Origin of the sequence: Halomonas sp. BLK-85 (assembly GCF_044792155.1) — a bacterium.
GTDB lineage: Bacteria > Pseudomonadota > Gammaproteobacteria > Pseudomonadales > Halomonadaceae > Vreelandella.
Genome location: NZ_CP087731.1, coordinates 56,094 through 79,035, shown reverse-complemented (window position 1 = coordinate 79,035; position 22,942 = coordinate 56,094). Strand labels below are relative to the sequence as shown.

General features: G+C 58.7%; 23 protein-coding genes and 1 riboswitch. Of the genes, 8 read left to right on the top strand and 15 right to left on the bottom strand.

Annotated features, from left to right (window positions below; translation table 11 throughout):
• The 3 genes from LL947_RS00355 to LL947_RS00345 all read right to left on the bottom strand — a co-directional run bounded on the left by LL947_RS00355 (position 1) and on the right by LL947_RS00345 (position 2,302).
• The gene (locus tag LL947_RS00355) at positions 1 to 456 is read right to left on the bottom strand and encodes an OsmC family protein (RefSeq protein WP_290821791.1); all 456 of its coding nucleotides are present in this window, start codon (positions 454 to 456) and stop codon (positions 1 to 3) included.
• Positions 457 to 482: 26 nt separating this feature from the next.
• Positions 483 to 1,628 (bottom strand): glycine cleavage T C-terminal barrel domain-containing protein, encoded by a 1,146-nt coding sequence (locus tag LL947_RS00350; protein WP_499833601.1) that lies wholly within the window; start codon positions 1,626 to 1,628, stop codon positions 483 to 485.
• A 152-nt stretch (positions 1,629 to 1,780) separates the two neighbouring features.
• Positions 1,781 to 2,302: an Lrp/AsnC family transcriptional regulator gene (locus tag LL947_RS00345; RefSeq protein WP_499833600.1), complete on the bottom strand. Its 522-nt coding sequence runs from the start codon at positions 2,300 to 2,302 to the stop codon at positions 1,781 to 1,783.
• 215 nt (positions 2,303 to 2,517) lie between these two features.
• Here LL947_RS00345 and LL947_RS00340 point away from each other — a divergent pair, with 215 nt between their 5' ends.
• Positions 2,518 to 2,865, top strand: a complete 348-nt coding sequence (locus LL947_RS00340) for a carboxymuconolactone decarboxylase family protein (RefSeq protein ID WP_171702843.1) — start codon at positions 2,518 to 2,520, stop codon at positions 2,863 to 2,865.
• Between the two features lie 52 nt (positions 2,866 to 2,917).
• On the opposite strand, the gene LL947_RS00335 is transcribed toward LL947_RS00340, so the two are convergent.
• Positions 2,918 to 3,808 (bottom strand): alpha/beta hydrolase, encoded by an 891-nt coding sequence (locus tag LL947_RS00335; protein ID WP_499833599.1) that lies wholly within the window; start codon positions 3,806 to 3,808, stop codon positions 2,918 to 2,920.
• Positions 3,809 to 3,954: 146 nt separating this feature from the next.
• Between LL947_RS00335 and LL947_RS00330 the strand changes: the two genes are divergently transcribed.
• Positions 3,955 to 4,203 (top strand): hypothetical protein, encoded by a 249-nt coding sequence (locus LL947_RS00330; protein ID WP_290821798.1) that lies wholly within the window; start codon positions 3,955 to 3,957, stop codon positions 4,201 to 4,203.
• A 93-nt stretch (positions 4,204 to 4,296) separates the two neighbouring features.
• On the opposite strand, the gene LL947_RS00325 is transcribed toward LL947_RS00330, so the two are convergent.
• The 4 genes from LL947_RS00325 to LL947_RS00310 form a co-directional block, all read right to left on the bottom strand.
• Complete coding sequence (locus tag LL947_RS00325) at positions 4,297 to 4,950, bottom strand: peroxiredoxin (RefSeq protein ID WP_499833598.1); 654 nt, start codon at positions 4,948 to 4,950, stop codon at positions 4,297 to 4,299.
• 135 nt (positions 4,951 to 5,085) lie between these two features.
• A complete protein-coding gene (locus tag LL947_RS00320) occupies positions 5,086 to 5,925 on the bottom strand; it encodes an ABC transporter substrate-binding protein (RefSeq protein ID WP_499833597.1) in 840 nt (279 codons plus the stop codon).
• A 5-nt stretch (positions 5,926 to 5,930) separates the two neighbouring features.
• On the bottom strand, positions 5,931 to 6,668 hold the full coding sequence (locus tag LL947_RS00315; RefSeq protein WP_499833596.1) for an ATP-binding cassette domain-containing protein: 738 nt from the start codon (positions 6,666 to 6,668) through the stop codon (positions 5,931 to 5,933).
• Positions 6,665 to 7,369: an ABC transporter permease gene (locus tag LL947_RS00310; RefSeq protein ID WP_499833595.1), complete on the bottom strand. Its 705-nt coding sequence runs from the start codon at positions 7,367 to 7,369 to the stop codon at positions 6,665 to 6,667. Before LL947_RS00310 ends, LL947_RS00315 begins: the two co-directional genes overlap by 4 nt.
• Before the next feature lie 93 nt (positions 7,370 to 7,462).
• Here LL947_RS00310 and LL947_RS00305 point away from each other — a divergent pair, with 93 nt between their 5' ends.
• Positions 7,463 to 8,383, top strand: a complete 921-nt coding sequence (locus LL947_RS00305; RefSeq protein ID WP_290821806.1) for an EamA family transporter — start codon at positions 7,463 to 7,465, stop codon at positions 8,381 to 8,383.
• A gap of 110 nt (positions 8,384 to 8,493) precedes the next feature.
• Here LL947_RS00305 and tenA read toward each other — a convergent pair whose 3' ends face one another.
• The gene (tenA, locus tag LL947_RS00300) at positions 8,494 to 9,162 is read right to left on the bottom strand and encodes a thiaminase II (protein ID WP_290821808.1); all 669 of its coding nucleotides are present in this window, start codon (positions 9,160 to 9,162) and stop codon (positions 8,494 to 8,496) included.
• Positions 9,163 to 9,243: 81 nt separating this feature from the next.
• A riboswitch (TPP riboswitch) is annotated at positions 9,244 to 9,408 on the bottom strand.
• Positions 9,409 to 9,829: 421 nt separating this feature from the next.
• On the opposite strand from tenA, the gene fabA reads away from it, so the two are divergent.
• Positions 9,830 to 10,345 carry a 3-hydroxyacyl-[acyl-carrier-protein] dehydratase FabA gene (gene fabA / locus LL947_RS00295; protein WP_290821810.1) on the top strand — a complete coding sequence of 172 codons (516 nt, stop codon included), beginning with the start codon at positions 9,830 to 9,832 and terminating at the stop codon, positions 10,343 to 10,345.
• Between the two features lie 12 nt (positions 10,346 to 10,357).
• Complete coding sequence (fabB, locus tag LL947_RS00290) at positions 10,358 to 11,575, top strand: beta-ketoacyl-ACP synthase I (protein ID WP_499833594.1); 1,218 nt, start codon at positions 10,358 to 10,360, stop codon at positions 11,573 to 11,575.
• 95 nt (positions 11,576 to 11,670) lie between these two features.
• On the opposite strand, the gene LL947_RS00285 is transcribed toward fabB, so the two are convergent.
• The 3 genes from LL947_RS00285 to LL947_RS00275 all read right to left on the bottom strand — a co-directional run bounded on the left by LL947_RS00285 (position 11,671) and on the right by LL947_RS00275 (position 14,498).
• Complete coding sequence (locus LL947_RS00285) at positions 11,671 to 12,405, bottom strand: lysophospholipid acyltransferase family protein (protein WP_404415093.1); 735 nt, start codon at positions 12,403 to 12,405, stop codon at positions 11,671 to 11,673.
• A complete protein-coding gene (locus tag LL947_RS00280; RefSeq protein WP_404415090.1) occupies positions 12,402 to 13,295 on the bottom strand; it encodes a sugar nucleotide-binding protein in 894 nt (297 codons plus the stop codon). Before LL947_RS00280 ends, LL947_RS00285 begins: the two co-directional genes overlap by 4 nt.
• Positions 13,296 to 13,451: 156 nt before the next feature.
• Positions 13,452 to 14,498: a YeiH family protein gene (locus LL947_RS00275; RefSeq protein ID WP_499833593.1), complete on the bottom strand. Its 1,047-nt coding sequence runs from the start codon at positions 14,496 to 14,498 to the stop codon at positions 13,452 to 13,454.
• A gap of 284 nt (positions 14,499 to 14,782) precedes the next feature.
• On the opposite strand from LL947_RS00275, the gene LL947_RS00270 reads away from it, so the two are divergent.
• Positions 14,783 to 15,349, top strand: a complete 567-nt coding sequence (locus LL947_RS00270) for an isochorismatase family protein (RefSeq protein ID WP_499833592.1) — start codon at positions 14,783 to 14,785, stop codon at positions 15,347 to 15,349.
• Entirely contained in the window at positions 15,346 to 16,698 is a 1,353-nt protein-coding gene (locus tag LL947_RS00265) for a nicotinate phosphoribosyltransferase (protein ID WP_499833591.1), read from the top strand. Before LL947_RS00270 ends, LL947_RS00265 begins: the two co-directional genes overlap by 4 nt.
• 105 nt (positions 16,699 to 16,803) lie before the next feature.
• Here LL947_RS00265 and ssb read toward each other — a convergent pair whose 3' ends face one another.
• Positions 16,804 to 17,406 (bottom strand): single-stranded DNA-binding protein, encoded by a 603-nt coding sequence (gene ssb / locus LL947_RS00260; RefSeq protein WP_290821833.1) that lies wholly within the window; start codon positions 17,404 to 17,406, stop codon positions 16,804 to 16,806.
• 60 nt (positions 17,407 to 17,466) lie between these two features.
• On the bottom strand, positions 17,467 to 18,846 hold the full coding sequence (locus tag LL947_RS00255; RefSeq protein WP_499833590.1) for an MFS transporter: 1,380 nt from the start codon (positions 18,844 to 18,846) through the stop codon (positions 17,467 to 17,469).
• A 238-nt stretch (positions 18,847 to 19,084) separates the two neighbouring features.
• Between LL947_RS00255 and uvrA the strand changes: the two genes are divergently transcribed.
• Complete coding sequence (gene uvrA / locus LL947_RS00250) at positions 19,085 to 21,934, top strand: excinuclease ABC subunit UvrA (protein WP_404415073.1); 2,850 nt, start codon at positions 19,085 to 19,087, stop codon at positions 21,932 to 21,934.
• Here the strand turns inward: uvrA and LL947_RS00245 are convergent.
• Positions 21,907 to 22,875 carry a LysR family transcriptional regulator gene (locus tag LL947_RS00245; RefSeq protein ID WP_404415070.1) on the bottom strand — a complete coding sequence of 323 codons (969 nt, stop codon included), beginning with the start codon at positions 22,873 to 22,875 and terminating at the stop codon, positions 21,907 to 21,909. The genes uvrA and LL947_RS00245 overlap by 28 nt on opposite strands.
• Positions 22,876 to 22,942: the final 67 nt, after the last annotated feature.

Genomic DNA, 22,942 nt, shown 5'->3' with positions numbered 1-22,942 from the left:
TTAACGTGACTGGATACCGATGGCAACATCGCTGGCCAGGGTATTGGCAATAAAGCAGTAACGGTGCGCGCGTTGTTGCATCTTGTCCAGTTCTGCGTCATCCACCTCAAAACCCGCGTCAAAATGGACGTGTGGGTGCAGGTCGATACGGGTGACCGACATCTGCCCTTTGGCATTCTTGCCAAGCTCGGCAGTTGCCTGATCATGATAGCGGGCAACCGGCCAGCCTGCCTTCGCCGCCAGCGCCAGAAACGTCATCATATGACAGCTGGAAAGTGCCGCCGCCAGGGCCTGTTCCGGGTTGGTATTGGCCGGATGCCCTCCCCAGTCCGGGGCCGCGTCTACCATTACCGCGGTGTCATCGTTATAGTCAATTCGATGCGCATTGGCATAGGCACCCGGTGTCAGTTCATCGGCATTGCGTGTCCATTCGAGTTCGATAGAGAGTGCTGACATACAGTTTTCCTTTCCGATGACTACATTCAGGCCGCGGCCAGCTGCTTTTTAGGGTCATAAAACGGCTTTTCAGCCACAATAGCCTGCACCGGTTCCCCTGCGATCATCACTTCCACCTGGGTGCCAATGTCGGCATAGTCGATATCCACCATGGCCAATGCAATGTTGCGTGCCAGACGCGGGGAATGGACTGCAGAGGTCACCTTGCCCACTGTTTTACCCTGGCAGTCAATCGGCCAGAAATCACTATTCGGCCTGCTCAACGGCTCCACACCATCAATGCACAGACCCACCTGCTTGCGGCGAACCCCGTCCTGCTGGATGCGCTTGAGCGCCGCCTTGCCGATAAAGTCTGCTTCCATTTCCAAATCCACCAGACGACCCAGGCCCACTTCATAGGGGTTGGTATGAATATCGGCATCGGCATGATAGGACAGCATGCCGCCTTCAATTCGGCGAATAGTCGAGGTATGGCCGGGCTGAAGCCCGAAGGGTTGGCCCGCCGCCATGATTTTTTCCCACAGCTCATCACCCCGGCTGCCATCACGCAGGTAGATTTCATACCCTAACTCGCTGGACCACCCCGTACGGGAAACGATCATCGGGATACCGTCCAGTTCCACCTCGCGCAGCCAGTAATAGCGCAGATCCATGATGCTTTCACCAAACAGGCTTTTCATGATCTCGCCCGACACCGGGCCCTGCAGCTGCAGAGGCGAAACATCCGGCTCGCTGATGGTGACATCCAGCCCCGAATTCACAGCAACGCCCTGGGCCCATAACAGGATGTCGCTATCGGCCAGCGACAGCCAGAAGTGATTTTCGCCTAAACGCAGCAGGATAGGATCATTGAGAATACCGCCGCTGGCATTGGTGATCAGCACGTACTTGCATTGCCCAACGGCCATGTTCGACAGGTTGCGCGGGGTCAGCAACTGGGTGAATACCGCTGCATCAGGCCCGGTAATTTCAACCTGGCGCTCAACGGCCACATCACACAGGATGGCGGTATTCACCAGGTTCCAGAAATTCTGCTCCGGGCTACCGAAATCGCGCGGAATATACATGTGGTTATAAACAGAAAACCCTTGTACACCCCACCGCACAGTGGCATCAAAGTAAGGGGATTTACGGATCTGTGTACCGAAACCGGTGTTGACGGATGATGACATGACGTTGGCCTCTTTTTTCAATCAGCGGCACGACGTACCGTGATGTTTAATTGTTCGAGAAGAATAGCGCCTGGAAATTGATCATGCAGACTGAAAACAGGTTCTTTAGACGACCGAAAAGACTCGTTTTTGATTGACTGCAGACCAATTGGTTATGGGCTGGAATGAGGTGTCAGGGCCGAAAGGTTCGGCTGGGTAGACTTGACCTGGCGGGTGATGAAATAGGTGTAGTAGCGATCGATACTCAGGTCTTCGGATAACAGTCGGTCCATCAGGTGTTGGAAGGCAGCGAGACTTGGCACCACGACCTGAAATACATAATCCATTCCCCCGCCGGTGACGTAACACTCGGTGATTTCTTCAACGTTGCGGATATAGCTCTCGAAACGTTCGAAATCTTCCTTGCGGTGATGCATCAACGACAGAGTGACCATGACACGGGTGATATCAAGTACACGCTCAAGGGCAATATCGGCATGGTAACCCCGGATATAGCCCGCCGATTTCAGGCGATCCAGACGTGCCCAGCAGGGCGTAGGGGAAAGGTTGACCAGCTCGGCAAGCTTGGTCTTGCTGAGCTGACCATGGCGCTGCAGGGCGCTGAGGATACGAATATCGGCGCTATCAAGCGCCGTCTTTTTCATCCGCCTGGTGTTTATTGACGTATCAAACATACCACCACCCCGATAAACGTTATGCGGCGATGGTAGGCTAATTCCCCGTACTGGACATGGTTATGCACGACACCGGCTAGCCTGATTACGCCCCCCGAGGGTGGCTAATCTGACCTGCATCAAATGTTGAATATATTGATTATTAAATAGCATAACCATCGATTACAATGCGGCTTTTCCAGGCACAATGATTTCTTGAAAGGAGCAAAAAACACATGCATAAAGACTGGCAGAAAACGACCCAGGACCTTTCCGCCCTGATGCAGGAAATCGGCAAGAACATTCCTGATGTCGCCAAGGGTTTCACGCAGATGGCCAAGGGTGCCAACAAGGAAGGGGCGCTGTCACACAAACACAAGGAACTGATGGCGCTGGCCATTGGCATCAGCATCCGCTGCGACGGCTGTATTGCTTTTCACTCCAAGGCAGCCGCCGAACTGGGCGCTACCCGTGAAGAGTTCATGGAAATGCTGGGCGTATGTATGTATATGGGCGGTGGCCCGGCCTACACCTATGCCGCACAGGCATTGGAAGCCTTTGACAGTTTTTCCAAGCAGGACTGATGGCATTCCCATCCAGGAAATTAAAAGCGCTCGCTGAAGAGCGCTTTTTCGTTTATGCACAGCGTTCGCTGGCGGGCGTATCAATGGCGGCATTCAGAAACGCCAGCAGCTCATCACCATGACGCGCCAGGCTGTCGCTCAGATCATGCCCTCCGGGCACCACCCGCAAGGTCACACCGGGCGTCTGTTTCCGGGTGAGCCGCTGCGCGTCGCTTAACGGAATGATATCGTCGCTCTCGCCATGCACCAGCAGGACCGGGCAGCAGATCTGAGGGAGTGTCGTGACCGGGGCGATGGCCTCAAAGCGATGGCCGATAACTTTTTCCACATAGCGGATCACGTACCAGCCCAGCGGGAAGAACGGCAAGCCTTTGGCATCCAGCCAGCGGCGCATCATGCCATCCGGATGGGCGAAGCTGCTCAGGCTGACCACAGCGGCAATATCATCGCGCCGTGAGGCGCATAGCAAGGTCGCCGCAGCCCCGACCGAGTGGCCAATCAGTGCCGTAGGCAAAGCGGGCTGATGGTGCTTCAGCCAGCTCAGGGCGGCGTCAATATCTTCGGCAAAGCGCGGCATGGAGGAGAAGGTATCATCATCGCTATTGCCGTGGTTGCGCACATCAATCAGCAAGACACTCCATCCCGCCTCGAGCAGCAAGGGCGCAAGCGGCAGCAGCGTCTCACGGTTGGCTCCCCAGCCATGGGTAATCACCACTTGCCCCTCTGGTGCCTTTGCAGGCAGCCACCAGGCTTCCAGCATCCGCTCTCTCATTGTCATGAAATGCACGGTTTCACCCTGCAGCCCAACGTCTTCCAACGAGCGGTTGACGGCTTCTCGAGGGGCCGCCAACTCGCGATGAAGACGACGGTGAAAACGCCGCTGCAATGCCACGCCCAGCAGTACCAATCCTGCCAGCAAGCCTGCCAGATACCATGCTGTCATCAACTTCCATCTCCTCTACGGGCCTGCTTGACGCTGTGAATTAACGCTGCATTGCAACATAAGATATTTTACAATATTATACTATTAGCTTAAAACCAAACGCTAAAAAGCGTCTGTTTATCCAGTCGGGTAATCAAGGTATCTACATGTTCATCTATAGCTATCGTCGTGCCTGGATTCGTGGCTTTCTTGATGGTGAGCAAGGCCAGCCTCATGAAACCCAAAAAGGCATTCCCGGGTTTCGCTATACCAATGGGTGGATTGAAGGTCATGCCAAACGCCATGGGCACGCCTATGGGTTGGGTGATATCAGCCAAGATGAGTTGGAAAAAGCGCGCGAGAACATACTGACGCCTGAGCAGCATGCCTGGGATACGGTCAGCTGGCTGAGATAGCTTTCTGTACCACCACTACCTGATATATAACACCACCCTGGCGGGCTGACCGTCAGGGTGGTTCAGGTTTATAGCCAATATTAGACTCGCCACTTACTCAGGCAGTTTGGCCTTGCGCAGATAAGGAAAGACAGTGTCATATTCACCAAACTTCGTCTTGGCGTCTTCTTCGGAAACACTGGTAGGAATGATGACATCCTGGCCCAGGGTCCAGTCGGCTGGCATGGCAACCCCGTGGCTGGCGCTGGTCTGCAGGGCATCCAGGGCGCGCAGTACTTCGGCAAAGTTACGGCCAACCGTCATCGGGTAAGTCATGGAAAGCTTCAGCTGCTTATCCGGGCCAATAATGAAGACAGAGCGCACCGTCGCACTGTCTGCCGGGGTGCGGCCATCCGGCATATAGGCTTCTGCTGGCAGCATGTTGAACAGCTTGGATACTTTCAGCTCTTCATCAGCAATGATCGGGAAGTGAACATCGTTACCGCAATACGTCTCGATGTCGTTGATCCAGCGCTTATGCTCTTCAACACCATCAACGGAAACACCAATCACCTTGGTACCGCGCTTTTTCCACTCGGCATCCAGCGTAGCCACCGCGCCAAACTCGGTGGTGCAGACCGGCGTAAAATCTTTGGGATGTGAAAAAAGAATCGCCCAGCTATCTCCAATCCAGTCGTGAAAGCGAATCGGCCCCTGGCTGGTATCGGCTTCAAAATCCGGCACAACTTCATTAATGCGTAACGACATCACATACTCCTTATTTCAAGCAAGTTGAACAACCGCAAGCTGACTAATGGCAGGCGCCAGCATGCGCCACCTATATAGCCTATACCATGGGTACGCGGCAGCGATATTACAACCTCAGCCCCCAACCCTGCGACATTATTGCGCATTGGGGAAGAACAGCGGCTGGCCGTCTACCTCAAAGGCGCCAATCGCCTGCTGACCGTCTTCCGAGAGTAGCCAACGTTGCCACTGCGCTGCCAGATCATGCTTCAGGTGCGGGTGGCGCTCGGCAGACAGCACCAGGCTGCCATACTGATTGAAGAGCCCCTCATCGCCGGCAAACAGCAACGCCAGATTCTGAGGGTTTTCAAACGCCACCCAGGTAGCCCGGTCTGCCATTACGTAGGCATCCATAGCGGCGGCAATATTCAGGGTTGGCCCCATACCGCTACCCAGTTCACGGTACCAGCCGCCCTCGGGGTCCATCCCTGCCTTTTCCCACAAGCGCTGTTCGGCACGGTGGGTGCCGCTATCATCCCCACGGGAGGTAAAAGGCGCTTTGGCATCCGCTATCAGGGCTAACGCATCTGTCGCACTCTTGGCATCGGCAATACCTGCCGGATCATCAGAAGGGCCAATGATCACAAAATCGTTATACATCACATCCGCACGTTCGCTGGCGCCACCCTCGGCCACAAACTGCTCCTCACCGATCGTGTCATGCACCAGCAGGCTGTCGGCATCGCCACGCCGGGCGATCTCGAACGCCTGGCCGGTACCCACCGCCACCACTCGCACTTCAATCCCTGTTGCGGCTTCAAAAGCCGGCACAATGGCTGCAAACAGCCCCGAATTCTCCGTCGAGGTGGTGGATGCCAGGGTAATAAAATCATCGGCGTGGGCCTGAGTCATCAAAGCGCCACTGATCATGGTCGCCAGCGTCAGGGCTTTAAGCACTGCATGTCTCTTGAACATGCCATTTAACATCTGGGGCATCGGCATTACTCAATAATGTCACCGCGTAGATACGCCTGCGCGCCGGGTGAGGCAGGCTGTTCAAAAAAGCGCTGGGCAACCGTATGCTCAAGCACCTGGCCACCCGCCATAAACAGGACATCGGCGGCAAGCCGCCGTGCCTGATGAATATCATGGGTGGTCATCACCACGCGTGTGCCCTGGCGCTGAAAAGCGGACACGGCTTCCTCCACTGCCTTGATAGCGGCAGGATCAAGAGCGGAGGTCGGCTCATCCAGAAACAGTACCTGAGGGGCCAGCACCCAGGCACGCGCCAGAGCCAGACGCTGCTGCTCACCGCCGGAAAGTACCCTGGCTGGCGTCTCCGCACTGGCTGCCAGGCCGAAGCGCGTCAGCGCCGCATGTGCCATTTCACGGCGCTGGCGGCGCGGTGTCTTGTTAACCGCCAGCGCATGCATCAGGTTGGCAATGGCCGAGCGGCGTAGCATGACGGGCTGCTGGAAAACCATGGCCTGGCGCGGGCGCTGCGGCAACCAGTGAACGCGTCCGGACGCAGGCGCCAGCAAGCCGTGGGCCAGGCGCAGTAACAAACTTTTGCCCGCACCGTTGGGACCCATCACCAGGGTCGGGCCAGCCCCCTGAAGCGTAAACGAGCAGGGGCCCAACAGGTGTTTACCCTGATAACTGAACGTGACCCGGTCAAATATCAGTGATGCTCGTGGGTACACGTCAACATGGGTATCCAGTGGCTGTAAAACGGTCATCCGGTTCGCCTCCGCGCCCACTCACCGACGAGATAGGCCGCCGCATTGATCATCAACACCAGAGTTAACAGCACGATCCCCAAGCCGAGCGCCAGCGGAAGGTTGCCCTTGCTGGTTTCAAGCACAATGGAGGTGGTCATGACTCGGGTCACTCCGTCTATATTGCCGCCCACCATCATGACCGCGCCGACTTCCGCGCTGGCCCGCCCGAATCCGGCCAACAGCACGGTAAGCAACGCAAAGCGCGCATCCCACAGCAGGGTCGGCATCATGCGCAGGCGTGACATACCCAGCGACACAAACTGTTCCTGATACTCAGCCAGGAGTTCTTCAACCTTCTGACGCGACAGCGCCGCCAGGATCGGCAGTACCAGCACCACCTGGGCAATCACCATGGCGCTCGGGGTAAACAGCAGCCCCCACTCGCCCAACGGGCCGGCCCGGGATAGCAGCAGGTACACGGCAAGGCCGGCTACCACGGGCGGCAAACCCATCAAGGCATTCAGCGCCACCACCATCAGGCCGCGGCCAGGAAACTGCCATAGTGCCACCGCCGCCCCCATGGGGAAACCGATCACCGCCGCCAGGCATACCGCCAGGAGCGATACCTGCAAGGAAAGCAGCACGATATCGACCAGCGCCGCATCCAGGTTGATCAACAGGGATAGTGCTACATTAAGGGCATTGGAATCTGCAGCCATTCAATTCTCCTATCATAGGCTGCATAGTATGCTTGATCTGGCTGACTTTCACTTTGCTGTGCTTATTATCCTGCTCAGGTTGGATCAAACATTATGTCCTCCGCCGCATCATCTGACGTTCTGCCCCGCCACCTGGCCATCCCCTTGATCATGTCGGTCGCCACCCTGTTTGCCGCCAACCATGTCGCGGCGCGGCTGGCATTTGATAATGGCACGGGCCTGTTGCTTGCGGTATTGATGCGCTCAGGAGTGGCCTGCCTGATCCTGCTGGCGCTTTTGATGATGCAGAAAAAGCGTTTCTGGCTGCCACCCGGCACCTGGCCATGGCAGCTTGCCGCAGGCGTGCTGATTGCCATTCAAAGCGTCTGCCTCTATTCAGCGGTTGCCCGCCTGCCCGTGGTCATCGCCCTGCTGCTGGTGAACACCTTTCCCCTCCAGCTGGCGCTATTGACCTGGGCGCTGGGTGGGCCACGGCCTTCACTGCGCAGCTGCCTGATCATGGGCACCATCCTGATCGGGCTCCTTGTGGTGCTTGATATTCCTGCCTGGCTGGCCAATGCGGCGGCCATGGGGCCTGAATGGCTGACAGGTATTGGCTTTGGATTGGCCGCCGCCTTCGCCCTGGCCAGCACCCTATGGATTACCGAACACCGGCTGGCCAGGGTAGGCAGTACCCTACGCAGCTGGCTGACCATGCAGACGGTGTTTATTGCCATGATCCTGGGTGGGCTGCTGGGCGCGATGCCCGGCGGCATGAACCTGCCGGACAACACCACCGGCTGGACAGGGCTGATGCTGCTGGCAGTGTTGTACGGCAGCGCGTTTTCCATCCTGTTTATCAGTGTCCCGCGCCTGGATATGGCGAGAAACGCACCGGTCATGAATTTCGAACCGGTGGCGTCTCTACTGCTGGGTTATCTCTTTCTGGGGCAGATGCTGACCCCTGGCCAGCTGGTAGGCGGCGCCGTGGTCATCGGTGGGATTATCGTGCTGGGGTTGTCACGCGCGCGCTGACCAACAACCGGCTTGCGCAGTGCTTACCGATTGAACGGGTGGGAGCAGAAGTGCGCCACCTTGGCAGAATCCTTGGGCAGGATTTCGTCGTGATGTCTGGCTTCGCGGGGTTAATGAGCAAGATCCAGCCCCATCTGCCAGAAGTCGATTTCCAGGCGAGTGGCATCGTGGAAGATACGACTAAGCTCGGCAAAGCGGGCGGGGGTCACATCAGCCAGACGGGCGTTGAGCCATTCCAGCTCGGCCTGTCTGGCGGCCTGATACTCCTCGCTTGCGTACATGGCGATCCAGGCGTCATAGGGGTTTTTCGCACCACGCAGGGTAAAAGGCTGGGCATTCAGCCAGTTGGCAATGTCCCCATAGCCCACCAGGCAAGGGGCAAGTGCCACGTGCAGATCGAGCAGGTCACCGCGGTTGCCGGTATCCAGCACGTAGCGGGTATAGGCCAGGGTGGCGCGCGCTTCCGGCAGCTGGGCCAGCTCGTCTTCGGAAATGCCCCACTCCTGGCAAAAGCTCACGTGCAGGCCGAGTTCGACATCCACAATGGCTTTCAACCCTTCATGGGCCTGGCGCAGATCAGCCAGCGTCGGGCTTTTATAGGCGGCCAAGGCATAGGCGCGGGCAAAGTGAATCAGAAACAGGTAATCCTGTTTCAGATAGTGGCGAAACGCGGGTTCGGGAAGCGTGGCAATGCCCAGTTGACGCACAAAATCATGCTCAATATAGGCGCGCCAGTCGGTGTGGCAACTAGTCGTCAGATCAGTAAAGCAATAACCCATAAGGCCTCCAGAAATAAGGATCCGGAGGGTAGGCGTAAGCACAAGACCGAGAAAATGGCCCGGAAGGTGGCGTGAGGATAGCCGCGGCCATCGCTTGATCCCTACGCCGGTACCCGCGCTGCGAACTTGTGTAAGCCGCAGCGCATTAGCCGGATCAGGTTCAGCGGGACCAGCGCTTTGGCAAATATCAGAAGGATACGCCCTGCGCTATCTCAGCCGGATTCACCGGCACCCCGTCAAGCTGTTGAACAGGAAGTCTAGGAGGCATCACTGTGAGATGCAAGAAAGACACCCTAGAGGATCAGCTGGCTATCGCTTATAGGCTTTTTCCATTTTCGGCTATGTAAACCATGATGACAAAATGGCGAGATCTCTGACGGGCCCTCGCTTCCTGAGCGATGATCGGGCATCATTTGCGCAGTGCTGCTGATCAGCCGGCCTCAACGCTGTTTGCATCACCCGGCCTGAAAGTGTCACGCTGCAAGCCATTAGTGCCTTGTATGGCTTTGCAAGAAGGCATTCTGGCAGTCTTGGCTGAACAGTCGACGTGCATTCGCAAGCGTCGGGAAGTAAACTAGTGATGGCCTTGCGGCCTGTGCACTGGCACTCCGCTTCGGCTTGGGTGCCGCACGCGGCCAACAATAATCTCGATATTCGGAACGTTTCAGTGACCAAGCAACACTCTTTTGATCGCGATGAACTGCTGGCCTGCTCACGCGGCGAGCTTTTTGGCCCGGGCAATGCCCAATTGCCAGCACCCAACATGCTGATGCTTGATCGCATTACCAGCATTACCGAAGACGGCGGTGAAAGTAATAAAGGTGAGCTTATTGCCGAACTGGACATCACCCCGGACCTGTGGTTTTTTGATTGCCACTTCCCGGGCGATCCGGTCATGCCTGGCTGCCTGGGTCTGGATGCCATGTGGCAACTGGTCGGCTTCTATCTCGGCTGGCTGGGTCACCCGGGTCGCGGGCGAGCCCTGGGCTGTGGTGACGTCAAATTCACCGGCCAGATTCTGCCCGGCGCTCAAAAGGTTACCTACAACATCAATATCAAGCGCATCATTACCCGTCGCCTGATACTGGGCATTGCCGACGGTACAGTGACCGTCGACGGGCGTGAAATCTATCAGGCAAACGACCTGCGCGTTGGCCTATTTACCTCCACTGCGAATTTTTAACAGGAGGCTCCCATGCGACGAGTGGTAGTCACCGGCCTGGGCATCGTGTCTTGTCTCGGCAATGATCAGCAACAGGTCCTGGATGCGCTCAAGAACGGGCGCAGTGGCATTAGCTTCAAGGAAGAGTACGCCGAACGCGGCATGCGCAGTCATGTTGCCGGCAGCGTCGATATTGATCTGAATGAGTTGATTGACCGCAAACTGTTGCGCTTCATGGGCGACGCGGCCGCCTATGCCTATGTCTCCATGGCGCAAGCTATTGAAGACGCTGGCCTTTCGGAAGAACAGGTCTCCAACGAACGCACCGGCCTGATTGCCGGCTCGGGCGGTGCCTCCAGTGCCAATCAGGTAGAAGCGGCTGATGTACTGCGTGAGAAAGGCTTGCGCCGGGTCGGCCCCTATCGCGTGACCCGTACCATGGGCAGCACGGTATCCGCCTGTCTGGCCACACCGTTCAAGATAAAGGGCGTCAACTATTCGATTTCCTCGGCCTGCGCCACCTCGGCTCACTGTATCGGCAGTGCCATGGAGCAGATCCAGCTGGGCAAGCAGGATGTTGTTTTTGCCGGCGGCGGCGAAGAGGAGCACTGGACGCTTACCTGCCTGTTCGATGCCATGGGTGCCCTGTCCACCCAATATAACGAGGCCCCTGAGAAAGCGTCGCGCCCCTACGACCAGACGCGCGACGGCTTCGTGATTGCCGGCGGCGGCGGCATGCTGGTACTGGAAGAGCTTGAGCATGCCAAGGCGCGGGGTGCCCACATCTACGCCGAACTGGTGGGCTATGGCGCCACCTCCGATGGCTACGACATGGTCGCGCCTTCCGGCGAAGGCGCTGTGCGCTGCATGCAGCAGGCCCTGGATACTGTCGACGGCGACATTGATTACATCAACACTCACGGGACCTCAACGCCGGTGGGGGATGTCGCCGAGCTTCAGGCAGTGCGTGCGCTGTTCGGCGATACTACCCCGGCGATGAGCTCTACCAAGTCACTTACCGGCCATTCACTGGGGGCGACCGGGGTGCAGGAAGCCATCTACTCGCTGCTGATGATGAAGCATGACTTTGTCTCTGCGTCAGCGAACATTGACACGCTTGATGAACAGGCGGATGGGTTTGATATCGTCACCCAGCGCCGGGATGGCGTTAACCTGCAGCGCGTGCTTTCCAACAGCTTCGGCTTTGGCGGCACCAATGCCTGCCTGGTGTTCCAGCGCTATGCCAGCTGATCGGCTATCGCATCCGACAATCCGGCACTGACAGAACGGCGCCAACCCACAAGGTTGGCGCCGTTCTGGTTCCAGAGCTTGCAGCCCGGTTGCGGTCAGGACACTTTAAGCGGACGCGGCACGTCTGAAATTTCCTGCAGCTGGGCTTCAATCCAGGTTTCCACTTCGGCATTCACGCTATCAGACGTTTTACCGTGCGTGGTGATCGGTGCGCCAATGCGTACGCGCAGAACGCCCGGGCGCTTGACCCAGTGACGCCCCGGCCAGCGCTCACCCGCGTTGTGCGCCACGGGCAGCACCGGCACGCCGGCACGGCAGGCAATCACGCTGCCACTCTTGTTATAACGCTTGCGAACCCCGGGCTCCACCCGCGTGCCTTCAGGGAAAATCAGCACGGATAGCCCGCTCTGCAGCCGGATGACCCCTTGAGTGAGTACCTGCTTCATGGCACGGGCAGGCCGCGAACGGTCAAGCGCGATCGGATGGAGCAGCCTGAGCGCCCAGCCGAAAATCGGGAAACGCAGTAGCTCCTGCTTCAGCACCGTGCATACCGGCGGCTTCATGACCTGCAAAAACACCGTCTCCCACTCGCACTGATGGTTGGCCTGTATCACGCAGGGGCCATCAGGCAGGTTGTCTCGTCCTTCAATTTCATAGCGCACGCCGCAGGCCACGCGAAACCAGACCATCAAAAAATGGTTGTAGAGGTTCAGCAGGCGATAGCGCCCGGCAAGCGGCAGGAAGGGTGCGACAGGCAAACACAGAAGGCCAATCAACAGCATGGCAGCAAAGTAGCCGATATAAAAAATCACACTGCGCAGCACATTCATCGCGGGCGACCCTCCGCTGCGCGGGTATGGTCGTCATCGCGCATCATGCACCAGGCATCCAGCATGCGTCCGACTTCCAACCGCCAGGGCTTCTGGTGGACACCAAAGGTTTCCAGTACGCGCCGGCAGTTCAACACTCGGCGCAACTTGGCATCGTGATGGTGTTTCTGTGCCTGTACTTCGCCAAGCGCCACCTCTTCACCGCGACCTTCCAGGCGGGTCCCCAGCTGGGTACGCACCATGGAGGTAAAGGTGAAGGCACTGACCGGCTCCGTGCCCGCCAGATGATAGGCCCCCCAGGCTTGTACCCCACAGCCAAGCTGCTGGAGCATGCCCACCAGCGCCAGCGCCACGGCATCGGTACTGGTGGGGCAGAAAATCACATCCTCGGCGGCGCTGACATTCTCCCCGATGACCAGGCTGTCGATTACCTCGTTCAGCCAGGCATGGCTGCCTTCCAACGCAAACAGTGGCCCCAGGCGCACAATCAGGTGCTGGGCATATTCAGCGCGAATACGATCCCCGGTCCTGACCAGGCGGCGCAGGCTTTCATCCCTGGGTGCCGGCACCAGGTGCTCGTCAATCGGTACCTCAAACCCCTCCTCATAGAGCTGATCAGAGACGCACCACACCAGCGTTGTCTGATGAGCCTTGCAGGCATCCAGGCAGGCATCCACCGCATCAGCATGGGCGGTCACCTCGGCAGGCACCATGTTCAGAGGATGCGCCAAGGGCGGGATAATCACGGCATCGGGCGATACTGCCGCCACCCGCTTGGCACTCAGCGCCGTTCCTGCTTCTATTACCAACTCGGTATCCGAGCGGCGGCAGGCTTCCCGCGCCAGCGCCAGGCTCAGACAGTGTCCCGCATCCAGAATCAGCAGCTTCACGAAAGCCTCTCCCTTTGGGCGTGTTGATCACCACGCTGTATCCGATAGTGTTTGTGGATGACCATTCTAAACCCTAACGGACAAATCGGCACATGCCGTGTGATCACCGCCATGCTGCAAGGCAAGGCTGACGCGCGGCGCACGCCTTTCAGCGGCTCAGGTACCCAGCCCTGCCAACACCACCACACCCAATACAAGGCCCAGTAAAAGCAGGGTTTCCAGCACCATCAGGATCACCGGTTTCCACCCCACCACGGCCAGCTTCTGGAAGGAGGTCTTGATGCCCAGGGCGGCAATGGCCGTTACCAGGCACCCGCGGGACAGCGTCGACATGCCCTCGCTGACTGCCTCGGGAATCAGCCCCAGGCTATTGATCACCACCAGCACCACAAAACCGACCAGGAAACCGGGCAGCATGGGCACCCTGGTCGCACCGCCCTGTACCTGGCGCGAGGCGCGAAAAAGCCACATAAACGCCATGACCGCGGGGACCAGCATGGCCACCCGCACCAGCTTGACGAGCGTTGAGGTATCACCAGTCTGCTCGGAAATCATATACCCGGCGCCCACCACCTGAGCAACATCGTGAATGGTAGCGCCCAGAAAAATACCGGCCTGGGGGTTGGCCAATGACAGCCCACCGGCAATCAGGGGGTAAATCACCATGGCCAGCGTTGACAGGGTGGTGACCCCCACCACGGTAAGAATGGTATTGCGCTCAGTGTTCGCGTCGCGCGGCATCACCGCCGACAGCGCCAGCGCCGCCGAGGCACCACAGATGCCCACCGCACCGCCGGTTAACAGCCCCAGCTCACGCGAAAGCCCCAGCATCCTGGCCATCACGGCACCGGCCAGAATTACACAGACCACCGTGGCAACCACCATCAGCACGGGGCCGATACCCAGCGCGCCCACCTGCTCGAACGTCATCCGCGCCCCTAGCAAGGCCACCCCCAGGCGCAACACGCTACGTGCGGCAAATTCAATGCCCGCCTGGCAACGCCCCTCCTCGCTCAGAAAGTGCAACGACATCCCCAAAAGCAGCGCATAAAGCAGCGTCGGACCACCGTAATGATCGGCAATGAAGGTGGTCGCCAGCGCAATGGTCACGCACACCAGCAAGCCCCGGCCAATCGTGCGGTAATGGCCGGCGCGCTGAATTAACCCGGCCTTTCGGGGCACGGGCAACCTGGGTGGCTTCATTTGCCAGCTCTCCCTATTGTGGTATGCAGAGGTGTATGACGGTTGCCCAGCGGGTGGGCAACCTGACACGCGCGCATACTCTACCAGTTCAGCGGTAAGGTCGCTGAGTAACCTTGACTGAAAGAAGGTAGGCGCGGACTCACACAACGAGGGAAGTAAAAAATAGCAAGGAAATTTCTTTTTGCCTGGGGGCTGGTGAGATAAGCCACCCTTGAGTCTCGGGCGTCACACTGCGAGACTGAAACCTCTGGTAACTTAGCCACAACCCCTTCGGGAGGTGCCTGATGAGCATGAAGGTTAATTACACACCGACGACTGCGTTGATTGTGGTCGACATGCAAAACGATTTCTGTGAAGGCGGTGCCCTGGGGGTGGCCGGTGGCGCTGCCCTGGTGCCGGGTATCAACGCTGAAATTGAGGCCGCCCAAGCCGCTGGTGCGCTGGTGGTGGCGACCCGCGATTGGCACCCGGTCGACCATGTGAGTTTTGCGCATCGCGGTGGGCCCTGGCCGGTACACTGCGTGCAGGATACCCCGGGCGCGGATTTCCACCCGGATCTGCAACTGCCCGCTGAGGTCATTCGCGTCAGCAAGGCCAGCGCCTTTGATGCGGACGCCTACTCCGGTTTCGATGGCACTGGCCTGGGTGGCTATCTCAGGGAAAAAGGCATCAAGACCGTAGTCGTGTGCGGGCTGGCACTCGATGTGTGCGTTCACGCCACCGTGCTGGATGCCCGCCAGGAAGGCTTTGCCACCCTGCTGCTGGAACCCCTGAGTGCTGCCGTTGACCCGCAGGCCGTGCCGAATTGTCGTCAGGCATTTCACGACGCCGGTGCCGAGGTGCGCGCATGATGGGCTCCCCGAGGGTCGACGATAGCGAACTGGCCCTGCTCACAGATCTGTATCAGCTGACCATGACCCAGGCGTACTGGAAAGAAGCCTATGACCAGCGCGCCACTTTCAGCCTGTTCTTTCGCAAACTGCCACCGGCGCGGCGCTTCATGCTTGCCTGCGGCCAGCAGCATGCCGCTGCCCTGGTCAATGAACTGCGCTTTGGCGAGGCCGCGCTGGCAAAACTTGCTGAGACGGGCCTGTTCGAGACGGGCTTTCTGGATTGGCTGCACGACTGGCGCTTTGAAGGGGATATTCACACCCTGCCCGAAGGCACCCCGGTGTTTCCTAACGAGTCGCTGCTTGAAGTGGATGCGCCGATTGCCCATGCCCAGTTGCTGGAAAGCCTGCTGATGAACCTGGTGCAGCTGGAAACCGTGCTCGCCTCCAAGGCGGTGCGCCTGGTAATTGCTGCCCAGGGCCGCCCAGTAGTGGATTTCGGCATGCGCCGTATGCACGGCATCGATGCCGCCGTGCGCGGCGTGCGGGCCTACCGCACTGCCGGGCTGGCGGGCACCAGCAATGTGCTGGGCGGCTTGCGCCACGGCCTGGCCATCAACGGCACCATGGCCCACAGCTATATACTTGCCCACGACGATGAATACGAGGCCTTCCGGCTGTTCGCCCGCCATTACCCGGACACCACCCTGCTGGTTGATACCCACGACACTCTGGAAGGCGTCCGCAAGGTGATTGAGCTGATGCGTGAGGAGCCCGACATACGGGTGCAGGCCATCCGCCTGGATTCCGGCGACCTTGGCGACTTGGCCAAACAGGCCCGCCAGCTGTTGGATAACGCCGGGCACAGCAAGGTGCGTATCATCGCCAGCAGCGGCCTTGATGAGCATGCTATCAATACCCTGCTGGAAGACGGCGCCCCCATTGATGCGTTTGGTGTGGGCACCCAGATGGGCGTCTCGGCGGATGCGCCCGTGATTGACCTTTCCTACAAGCTGGTGGCTTACGCTGGCCAACCACGCGTCAAGCACTCCACCGGCAAGACCAACCTGCCCTGTGGCAAGCAGGTCTATCGCCGCTACGCCGACGACGGCGGCTATCTCGGTGATGTGATCGCCCTGCGCGATGAAGCCCTGGACAACAGCGCTGAACGATGTGAGCCCTTACTTCGGCCCCTGGTAGTGGCAGGCAAGCTCGACGCCGACGAGATGGCCCACGCCGATGATGCCAGGGAGCGCGTTGCCCAGGCACTGACACAGCTGCCAGCCGATGCCCTTGCGCTTGATGACGGCAAAAGTGGTTATTCCGTGACCCTGAGCCCCGAGCTGGAACAACTGCGTTCAGAAAATTGAGTCTGCTGTTTCAAACATCTGAGCTGCAGCAACGGCGCCTAAACCATAAAAGCCTCTGAAAAGAGGCTTTGTCGAGACAGACGCAGTCGCTCAGCTGGTTTTAGGCTAGAAGGGAATTTCGTCATCAAAATCATCAAAGCTGCCCGGATCAGGCGCACCGTACTGACCACCCTGATTATTCTGCTGGTGATTCGGTTGGCCGCCCTGCTGAGGTGGCTGGGGTGCTGGCTGTTGCTGAGGCGGGCGTTGTGGCTGCTGCTGTGGGGGCGGGTTATTGCCCTGGAACTGGTTATTACCCTGCGGCGGGTAGCCGCCACCCTGCTGGGACTGATTGTTCGGGTAGCTACCGCCGCCCTGAAAATCACCGCCGCCGCGCGAGTCAAGCATCTGCATGTCGTTGGCAACCACTTCCGTGCTGTATTTATCCTGGCCGTTCTGATCCTGCCATTTGCGTGTCTGCAGGCGGCCTTCAATGTAGACCTTGGAACCTTTTTTCAGGTACTGCTGGGCGATTTCTGCCGTCTTGTTGAACAGCACAATGCGATGCCACTCGGTGCGTTCCTGACGCTGGCCGGTCTGCTTGTCCATCCAGGTATCACTGGTCGCCAGACTGAGGTTGGCCACGGCCGTGCCCGAGGGGGTAAAACGTACTTCTGGATCCTGGCCGAGATTGCCGATCAGGATGACTTTATTGATTCCGCGCGCCATAAATAATGCTCCTTGATACCATTCGTAATAATGTGAGGGCCGCCCACTCGCTTGGCCGCCTTACTGCCGTGGGGGTGTCAGCAGACGCGTTAATGCGTCCTGATCCAGTTGCTTACGATTCACTTTGAGGTAAGCCAGACGCTCTTCCGGCACGACCATGACATCTTCCACGCCGGCCACATCCGCCAGACGCGCCATCAGGGTGTCAAGCGTGTCGCCATGGTTATCACCCAGGGCAACCACTTCACTGGAAAGCGGCGGCGGCGCAGGCATCGACCACATGACCAGCCACCACAGCAGGGCCAGGCCGGCACTGCCGAAAAAAACCGCATCCAGCCCCCAGTGATGGGCCAGAAAACCGCCCAGAGTGCCGCCTATAAAGGCGCCCAGAAACTGCCCGGTGGAATAAACCCCCATGGCCGTACCTTTTGCCCCCGCAGGCGCCAGTTTACTGAGCATGGAAGGCAAGGTGGCTTCAAGCAAGTTAAACCCGGTAAAAAACACCAGCAGCCAGACAAAAAGCCCCCTGTCCTCCGCCAACGGCAGGCCCAGCGCCGCCAGGCTCAGGGTAATGGCGCCCACGGCCAACAGGCAGACCGCCTTCATATGCTGATATTTCTCGGCGATGACCACCAGAGGCAGCATCAACACAAAGGCAGCCCCCATGATGGCCAGATAGGCCATGCCATGACGCTCCACGCCAATACCCGCGTCCAGCAGACGAAACGGCACCGCGACGAAGATCGCCATCAGTACCAGGTGCAACGCAAAGATCGATATATCCAGGCGCCACAGGTCAGGCCGGGTGATGACATGGCGCAACTGGCGATGATCCATACCGACATCGCGGTGCTTCAGCCGCCGGGGAGCGGCCGGCACCCAACGCCACAGCACCAGCAGCCCCACCAGCGTCAACAAGGCGGTAAACCAGAAAACGCTGGCAAGCCCGGTGCGTGCGGCCAGCCAGGGGCCAAGCACCATGGCCAGGGCAAAGGAAAGGCCGATCGACAAACCGATGGCCGCCATGGCCAGGGTACGCACCTGCTCGCGGGTCTGGTCGGCCAGCAGCGCCATGATCACCGCCGCCACGGCACCGCTGCCCTGCAGGGCGCGGCCGATGATGATCCCGGTCATGGAATCCGCCAGCGCCGCAACCACACTGCCCAGCCCGAACAGCACCAGGCCAATCACAATCATGCGCTTGCGGCCAAAACGATCCGACAGCCAGCCAAACGGAATCTGCAGGCACGCCTGGGTCAAGCCATAAATCCCCAGCGCCAGGCCAACCAACAGCGGGGTGGCGCCAGCCAGCTCATCTGCAGAGAGCGCCAGCACCGGCAACACCATGAACAGCCCCAGCATGCGCGAGGCATAAAGCCCGGCCAGGCCACTGATCGCGCGGCGCTCAGACGTCAGCAAGTGTGCAAAAACGTGTCGCATAAGGTCCTTGAGGGACTGAGTCCTTGAAAACAGTCTTGATTAAAACAGGCTTGATCCGAACACCGCGCGAATCAAAAAACACCGCACAAGTACGCAAGGCAGCCTGCTATTCTAACGCTTTGCGGGCAACGTTGACATTATCCGCGCGGTAAAGACGTGGTTTGATTACGCATCCTTTTTGCCCCATGAGGTATAAGAAACGTATAATTATCCTTTTGCCGTACACCACGAGGTGTTGATGGACAGCATTCTGGTCAGGGGTGCCCGCACCCATAACCTCAAAGAGATCGATGTTGAGCTTCCCCGCGACAGACTGATCGTGATTACCGGGCTTTCCGGCTCCGGTAAGTCTTCGCTGGCGTTTGACACCCTGTATGCGGAAGGCCAGCGGCGCTATGTGGAATCGCTGTCGACCTATGCACGCCAGTTTCTGTCAATGATGGAAAAGCCCGACGTTGACCATATTGAAGGCCTGTCACCGGCAATTTCCATCGAGCAGAAGTCAACTTCCCACAATCCGCGTTCCACTGTGGGCACCATCACCGAGATCTACGATTACCTGCGCCTGCTGTTTGCTCGTGCCGGAACGCCACGCTGCCCGGAACACGGTGAGGACCTCGAGGCCCAGACCATTTCACAGATGGTCGATCAGGTCATGAACCTGGCCGAGGGCACCAAGCTGATGCTGCTGGCGCCGGTGGTAAAAGGCCGTAAGGGTGAACATCTGCAGCTGCTGGCGGAACTGCGTGCCCAGGGGTTTGTGCGCGTGCTGATCGACGGCCAGGTGCTGGAACTGGACGATATTGCACCGCTGGACAAACGCAAGAAACACGATATCAGCGTGGTGGTTGACCGCTTCAAGGTGCGCGATGATATTGCCCAGCGCCTGGCGGAATCCTTCGAGACCGCCATCAATCTGGCCGACGGCACGGCCATGATCCACTTTATGGACGGCGACCAGGAAGACCTGGCCTTCTCGTCGCGGTTTGCCTGCCCGGTGTGCGGCTACTCCCTGGCTGAACTTGAACCTCGCATGTTCTCATTCAACAACCCCGCAGGCGCCTGCCCGACCTGTGATGGCCTGGGCGTGCAGCAGTATTTCGACCCTGAAAAACTCATCAGCCACCCGGAACTTTCCCTGGCCGAAGGGGTGATCAAGGGCTGGGACAGGCGCAGTGTCTATTACTTCACCCAGTTGCAGGCGCTGGCCAAGCACTATGGATTTAAGCTGGAAACTCCTTGGCAGGAACTTACTCAGTATGACCGGGACCTGATTCTTAACGGCAGCGGTAATGAGCCGGTGCCGTTCAGCTACGTCAGCGACCGAGGCCGTAAGGTTACCCGAGAACACCCCTTTGAAGGGGTATTGCCCAACCTGCAGCGCCGTTATCGGGAAACCGAATCCAACATGGTGCGCGATGATCTGGTCAAATACATTGCCGTGCAGCCCTGCGCCACCTGCCAGGGCTCGCGATTGCGCAAGGAGTCGCGCCATGTGTTTGTCGATGACCATACCATTGCCGATATCGTCCACTTCCCCATCGGCGAGGCCTGGCGCTATTTTGCTTCTCTGGCACTGCCCGGCCGCAAGGGTGAAATCGCTGAAAAGATCGTCAATGAAATCCATGCGCGGCTGGAATTCCTGGTCAACGTCGGGCTGGATTATCTCAATCTGGAGCGCAGCGCGGATACCCTTTCCGGCGGTGAGGCCCAGCGTATCCGCCTGGCCAGCCAGATCGGCGCCGGCCTGGTCGGGGTCATGTATATTCTCGATGAGCCCTCCATCGGCCTGCACCAGCGCGACAACGATCGCCTGCTGAAAACCCTGGAGCGCCTGCGTGATCTGGGCAATACCGTGATCGTGGTGGAACACGACGAAGACGCTATCCGCGCCGCCGACCATGTGCTGGATATCGGCCCCGGCGCCGGGGTACATGGTGGCCAGATCGTTGCCCAGGGTACGCCCCAACAGATCATGGATAACCCGGATTCGCTGACTGGCCAATACCTTTCCGGTAACCGCGAGATTGCCGTGCCGCCCCACCGCATCCCCGCTAACCCTGAAAAGCAGCTGGTGCTAAGCGGTGCCACCGGCAACAACCTGCAGGATGTCACCCTGAACCTGCCGCTGGGCTGCTTTGTGTGCATTACCGGGGTGTCCGGCTCGGGCAAATCGACGCTGATCAACGGCACCCTGATGCCGATTGCCGCCCGCGAGCTGAATCGGGCCACTACCCTGAAGGCCGCGCCTTACCGCAAGATCGCGGGGCTGGATCAACTCGATAAAGTCATTGATATCGATCAGAGCCCGATTGGCCGCACACCGCGCTCCAACCCGGCCACCTATACCGGCATTTTTACCCCCATTCGTGAGCTGTTTGCGGGCACCCAGGAAGCCCGATCGCGGGGCTACAAGCCGGGGCGATTCTCGTTCAACGTCAAGGGCGGACGCTGCGAGGCCTGCCAGGGTGAGGGCATGATCAAGGTGGAAATGCATTTTCTGCCGGATATCTACGTGCCCTGTGATGTGTGCAAAGGCAAGCGTTATAACCGCGAGACTCTGGATATCCACTACAAGGGCAAAACCATCCATCAGGTGCTGGAAATGACCGTGGAAGACGCTCTGGCGTTTTTCAGCCCGGTGCCTGCCATCGCCCGACGCCTGCAGACTCTGCTCGATGTGGGGCTGTCCTATATTCGTCTTGGGCAGAGCGCAACCACGCTATCTGGCGGCGAGGCCCAGCGGGTCAAGCTGGCTCGAGAGCTGGCCAAGCGTGATACCGGCAAGACCCTGTATATTCTTGACGAGCCCACTACCGGGCTACATTTCGAGGATATCCGTCAACTCCTGACGGTCCTGCATCGCCTGCGTGATCATGGCAACAGCATTGTGGTGATCGAGCACAACCTGGATGTGATCAAGACCGCTGACTGGCTGATTGACCTTGGCCCGGAAGGCGGCTCCGGCGGCGGGCAGATCATCGCTGAAGGCACCCCTGAACAGGTCGCCCAACAGGATGTTTCCCACACCGGGCGTTTTCTCAAGCCACTGCTGGAGCGTCAGTTGCGCAGGGGAAAAGCCGGGTAGGCGGCGAGCAGGCTATCCAGTTCGTTACACACAAAGCGCGGTTCGATCCAGTGGCCAAGGTGCTCATGGACGTAATGCAGAAAACGCTGGGCTGATTGCGGCAGGCGTTGATCGCTGCGCACGATAAACTGCCAGTGGCTTTCAATCGGCAAGCCTTCCACTGGCAGCACGGCAAGCTCGGGGTGCTCCTTGGGCAAGACGTGCTCTGACAACACCGCCACGCCCATACGGGCGGCAACGCCCACGCGGATGGCCTCATTGCTGGCCATCTGCAAGGTCTTCTGCATGCTCACGCCCTGTTCCTGCAACCAGCTATCCAGCAGCATACGGGTGGCTGAGCCGGGCTCCCGCAGAAGTAAGCGTTCTGTTAAAAGCTGTTCCAGGCTGATCGCCGGCTGCTGTGCCAGCGGATGGTCTACGGCCGCAATGGCTACCAAAGGGTTGCGCATAAAACGCGCTGCCACCGCATGGGCCAATGCAGGCGGATGGCTGAACACATACAGATCATCTTCATGACGGTCAAAACGTGCCAGCACCTGGCGACGATTGCCGATATGCACGGTCACATCCACATCGGGAAACGCCTGGCTGAAGGGCCCCAGCAGCCGCGGCAGCACATACTGGGCGGTATTCACCAGCACAATGCTGAAGCGGCCCTTACGACCATGCTGCAAATCACTCAGCTGGTCGGCTAAATCGTCAAAGCGCCCCAGCACGTCCCGACTGGCCTGATACAGTGCCTGGCCGGTTGCCGTCAGAGTTAGCCCCTGAGCATGCTGTTCAAGCAGCGGGCTGCCGACCGCTTCGCTCAGCCGCTTGAGCTGTTGCGACACGGTGGGCTGGGTAAGATGCAGTTGGCGTGCCGCCGCGCTCACTGAACCGCAGCGGACAACGGTGACGTAGACTTGCAGCAGCCGAAACGTGAGATGGCGTATGTTCACAGCAAAGCTTCCTGGGTTTACATAGATAATTATCTATACTGTTCATTGAATATATTATTAGTTATCT